The sequence below is a fragment of the Microcystis sp. M090S1 genome (assembly GCF_020246295.1).
Lineage (GTDB): Bacteria > Cyanobacteriota > Cyanobacteriia > Cyanobacteriales > Microcystaceae > Microcystis > Microcystis aeruginosa.
The window spans coordinates 1-4157 of sequence record NZ_JADBTF010000150.1; the positions used below are offsets into that span (position 1 = coordinate 1).

Annotated in this window: 6 protein-coding genes; 3 read left to right on the forward strand and 3 right to left on the reverse strand. The window is 43.0% G+C overall.

Annotation, left to right across the window (positions count from 1 at the left end; genetic code table 11):
- Positions 1-388: 388 nt before the first annotated feature.
- The gene (locus IM477_RS06665) at positions 389-616 is read left to right on the forward strand and encodes a DNA-directed RNA polymerase subunit omega (RefSeq protein WP_002761217.1); all 228 of its coding nucleotides are present in this window, start codon (positions 389-391) and stop codon (positions 614-616) included.
- Between the two features lie 27 nt (positions 617-643).
- Here the strand turns inward: IM477_RS06665 and IM477_RS06670 are convergent, their stop codons facing one another.
- A complete protein-coding gene (locus IM477_RS06670; RefSeq protein WP_287731032.1) occupies positions 644-838 on the reverse strand; it encodes a hypothetical protein in 195 nt (64 codons plus the stop codon).
- Positions 839-861: 23 nt separating this feature from the next.
- A complete protein-coding gene (locus tag IM477_RS06675) occupies positions 862-1485 on the reverse strand; it encodes a DUF3782 domain-containing protein (protein ID WP_287731034.1) in 624 nt (207 codons plus the stop codon).
- Positions 1486-1819: 334 nt separating this feature from the next.
- Between IM477_RS06675 and IM477_RS06680 the strand changes: the two genes are divergently transcribed.
- Both IM477_RS06680 and IM477_RS06685 read left to right on the forward strand, forming a co-directional pair.
- A complete protein-coding gene (locus tag IM477_RS06680; RefSeq protein WP_002755682.1) occupies positions 1820-2572 on the forward strand; it encodes a glucosaminidase domain-containing protein in 753 nt (250 codons plus the stop codon).
- 349 nt (positions 2573-2921) lie between these two features.
- Complete coding sequence (locus tag IM477_RS06685; RefSeq protein WP_046663438.1) at positions 2922-3344, forward strand: SufE family protein; 423 nt, start codon at positions 2922-2924, stop codon at positions 3342-3344.
- A 4-nt stretch (positions 3345-3348) separates the two neighbouring features.
- On the opposite strand, the gene IM477_RS06690 is transcribed toward IM477_RS06685, so the two are convergent.
- The gene (locus IM477_RS06690) at positions 3349-3900 is read right to left on the reverse strand and encodes a ferric uptake regulation protein (protein ID WP_002737956.1); all 552 of its coding nucleotides are present in this window, start codon (positions 3898-3900) and stop codon (positions 3349-3351) included.
- Positions 3901-4157 lie beyond the last annotated feature (257 nt).

Genomic DNA, 4157 nt, shown 5'->3' on the forward strand with positions numbered 1-4157 from the left:
AGGCAATTGATAGCCTGTTAAATTCCCTTGTTTCCACCACCTCCAAGCCGTTCGATAACTTATTCCTGTTTTTTTTGCCTAGTCCGATAGTTTTGTCTGTACATACTACCATGAATGACTATATATGACCATATTTGTATTGAAACTTTACAATACCTTTTTTGGGTTTATTTATTTCAAAAATTATCTCTTTATTTGTATATTTTTAAACTTGTATAAAATTGATTTAAGTTTTGTAAAAAGTAGTTGACAAAATACGATCGAGATCAAGGATAACCCTATCCTTAAGGTTGACAAAATATGGTAAGGTGGACTGAGTAATAAAACTTATCACTAACCTATTATCAGTGACAAGTGCCAAATTCACCAGAGAAGGCTAAATATAACTATGTCCAAACGGTTTAAATTCGACTCCTCCGAGATGATTTATCTCACCGATAAACTGATGAATGCGGCCAGCAATCGTTACTCGATCGTCGTGCAAGTCGCTAGACGGGCCAAACGCGTCCGCTACGATACCGTAGAAAATATCGATGACCCGATGATTAAACCCGTCCAACGGGCCTTGATGGAAATGACCGACGAATTAACCGAACCGGAATTATTACGCGATTAATCCCCTAAAATTGCCTGGAACCCACCCCTACATTTCATCGGGGTCGATACCCAGTGATCTTAGTCTTTCCGCTAGTCGTTGGGCTTTTTGTTCCGCTTCCTGTTTGGCTAAACGTTCTTGCTGGGCGAGCGCCGCAGCTGCCCTCGCCCTTTCCTCTGCGGTTAAATAACGATTTCCCGATACTGGGAAGAAGGCGATTTTTGTGTAGGAAAGGTTAACCATAGCGATTGTTTTGACTAGGGAAATTACCAAGTATTCGGTTGAAAGTCGGCATCATTAATAATGGCCACCGTATCCCCGGAGGGTTTAATCACAAATAGACCTTTTTTATAAGCGTATCGATCGATCCCCTCGTTGATTTCAATTCCCGCCACCGCACCGTAAGCTCGATAGTTTTGATAATGGGGAAAAGCGATTTTAAAGCGGGTCAATTTTTCGATAAATTCATCCACATCATCTTTAGATAATCTAGATTTACATTCCACCACCACGAGATCGGTATCATCGACGGCTAGGATATCAATTTCCATGGCGATGCCCTGACGCTTGACTCTAGCGCGGGGATAAACTTCTTTAATATCGATGCCTTTTTCCTGAAAAAGCCGTAAAACCGCCGGTTCTACCAATTCTTCAACAAATCGACCCCAGCGAGTGGTGAGACTATCTACCGCTTTGCTGGTTCTTTCTACGGTGCGTTTCAGTTCTGCCATCGAGCGATCGCTTTCTAGTTTAGATTCGGCGAGGAGGTTCTCTATTTCGACTCTATGGCGATCATATTCCGCCTTGGATTCGGCAGCCCGGCGATCATATTCCTCGGCGGAAGCGCGGAATAGCTGGTAAATATCCTCAAGAGTTACCGGTTCACTCATAGACTTACCTCTAAAACACCCCTCATCATTTTAGCGATTCCGTCGAGAAGCCGGACGAAAGCGAGAGAGCAAAACGGAAAGGAATATTAAGAATTGTGTAAAAGACTTGACAAATGTGCGGGGGGGTAGAATATGTATGGAATTTACAACGCTCAAAGAGCTTAATTTTAGATGAAACTAAGTAGGGCTGGCTGAATAATGGTAAAACCCTTTTAAAATAAGGCTTTTGACCTGTTAAAATCCGATGTTAGTGCAAGAATATAGGATTGAGGCCTTCAAATCTGCCTTCTGCCTGCTTCAATTTCTCTGACAACGCTCGAATTGAGGAATAAAAATGAACATCAAGTTTTCACCTGTTCCTGTTGAAGACCGAGAAAGGGGAAGAAACGGTAATTGTTACAATCCTGGTTCTCCCCTGACTGAAGCCATGAAAAAACAGTTTATGGAGGAGATTAAACCCATCTGTATCGAGATGGAAAGGAAATATGGCGTACCAGCAGCCTTTCTCGGCGGTCAAGCCGTTAATGAATCAGGATTTGGGTTAACTAGAACCGGATATTTTGCCAACAACTTTTGCGGACTCAAATTCGTAGGAGCTTGGGGACGAAAACCTCCTCAAATCATGAATGGTCAAGATTTCGGAGTCGAAACCTATCAGTTAATCGGTCAACCCGATGAAGCTTGGGATGGCTCAGTGCGAATCATCGAAAATTTAGGAGAAGATCGCCTTATCTTTGATGAATCTAGCCGCTACGATAACCGCTATTTCAAGTTTAAAAGTAAGCCTGAATTTTTTGATTTTCTCTGTCGGATTACCTACTTGAATGGCTCAGAAGGCCGACTCTACCCCAAAGATCTCCGCTACATTTTTGATGAATATCGACAAAACATCCAGCGCGGCATGAGTATCCGAGAAAGCTGTTCTTTAGTAGCTTGCCAGTTAGGAAAATCAGGATATTGCCATACGGAGGAAGGGAACGGAACGCCACCCCAGCGCCGATGCAACTATTACTCTAGGGTCATTACTGAGGCAATGGATGAATGGAACACTTACGAATGGACGAAAATTGCCCTAACTCAAAATTGAGGAAATAATATGGGGAGCATCTCATTTATGCAAGCGAGTAATTATACTTGTCCCTAAAACTGGTTTCTAGCAAGGCTTTCAAAATAGCTTGACATAAAAACCTGATTTAGGGGTTACAAAGGTGAGATGCTCCCATTCTTCGGAACTGGGAAGAAGGCGATTTTTATTGTAGGAAAGGTTAACCATAGCTCCTGCAAGCGTGGTGTTTGATTGATGCCAATTCTAGCAGATAGCATCAATGCGCTTTGACCAAGGCAGTCCTGGCATCGATAACCACAGCGCTCAACTTCCGCGAGAATGCTAATATAAAAAAGCTATTGGCTAATTTTTTCCTATTTTAACTCGCAATATGCTCCCGTCTAATCTCGATCGCATCGTCGAACGCCTCAAACGCCGTACCGATCCTAAGCAAAAATACGAACAATTACTAGCTTTTGCTAAAAAACTAGAACCAATACCAGAATCTGCCAAAATACCCGCTAATAAAGTTCATGGCTGTGTATCCCAAGTTTATATCACTGCCGACCTCGAAAATGGCCAGGTTTGGTACAAAGGGGATTCCGACGCGCAATTAGTCAAGGGTTTAGTTGCTTTGTTAATCGAGGGTTTAAATGGACTGACTCCCACAGAAATCCTGCAAGTCACCCCGGATTTTATCGAAGAAACCGGCTTAAAAGTCAGCCTTACCCCTTCCCGCGCCAACGGATTTTATAATATTTTCCAATTAATGCAGAAAAAAGCTCTCGGTTTTCAGTTGGGAATGTCCGCTTAGATGTCTAGTTTTCCGGTTCTGGCTCCTTTGATTCGGGAATCTCGCAGTTTTGGAAACGAGTATCCACCAGCGAACGCGTACAACCCCAATTACTCGGTATTCCCGACGGCCAACCCATCCGCAAAGCTTCCGGACAGATGGCCATCACCGTTAACTGACAGTCAATTAACTGAAAACCCTCTTTCTCACACTGTTTGAGACTGTGTTTGAGAATGGAATCATTGTTAAATTCGATGGTTTTATTGCACTGAATACAGACCAAATGATGATGGTGGTGGGGATAGGGTTGATTGAGTTCGTAGTGTTTATGACCCTCGGCCAATTCCAACTCCCGCAAAATTCCCATCCGCGACATCAGTTTAACACTGCGGTAAATTGTCGATAAACTAATTCCTTCCCCCCTTTTGTCCAGCAATTCCTGCAATTCTTCGGCACTGAGATGATTGCCTTTCGGTAAATTCTGGAAAACGTGCAGAATTTTCTCTCGCTGGGGAGTTAAGCGCCACCCCCGCGCGTTGAGTTCCGCTTTCAGGGAGGAAGCAGTGTAGGCAGACATAAGCGATCAACTCTCAATAAAAGCTATTTAATTGACAATGATAGTCGTTTCGGCGAGCCATTGGCAACAATTTTAAGTAGTTGAAAATTCCCCCCGCATTCAAGTATTGTAAAGTTTCAATACAAATATGGTCAGACATAGTCATTCATGGTAGTATGTACAGACAAAACTATCGGACTAGGCAAAAAAAACAGGAATAAGTTATCGAACGGCTTGGAGGTGGTGGAAACAAGGGAATTTAACAGGCTATCAATTGC

Coding starts and splice junctions, on each gene's coding strand:
- IM477_RS06665 (WP_002761217.1), top strand. CDS start 389: ATGTCCAAACGGTTTAAATTCGACTCCTCCGAGATGATTTATCTCACC.
- IM477_RS06670 (WP_287731032.1), bottom strand. CDS start 838: ATGGTTAACCTTTCCTACACAAAAATCGCCTTCTTCCCAGTATCGGGA.
- IM477_RS06675 (WP_287731034.1), bottom strand. CDS start 1,485: ATGAGTGAACCGGTAACTCTTGAGGATATTTACCAGCTATTCCGCGCT.
- IM477_RS06680 (WP_002755682.1), top strand. CDS start 1,820: ATGAACATCAAGTTTTCACCTGTTCCTGTTGAAGACCGAGAAAGGGGA.
- IM477_RS06685 (WP_046663438.1), top strand. CDS start 2,922: ATGCTCCCGTCTAATCTCGATCGCATCGTCGAACGCCTCAAACGCCGT.
- IM477_RS06690 (WP_002737956.1), bottom strand. CDS start 3,900: ATGTCTGCCTACACTGCTTCCTCCCTGAAAGCGGAACTCAACGCGCGG.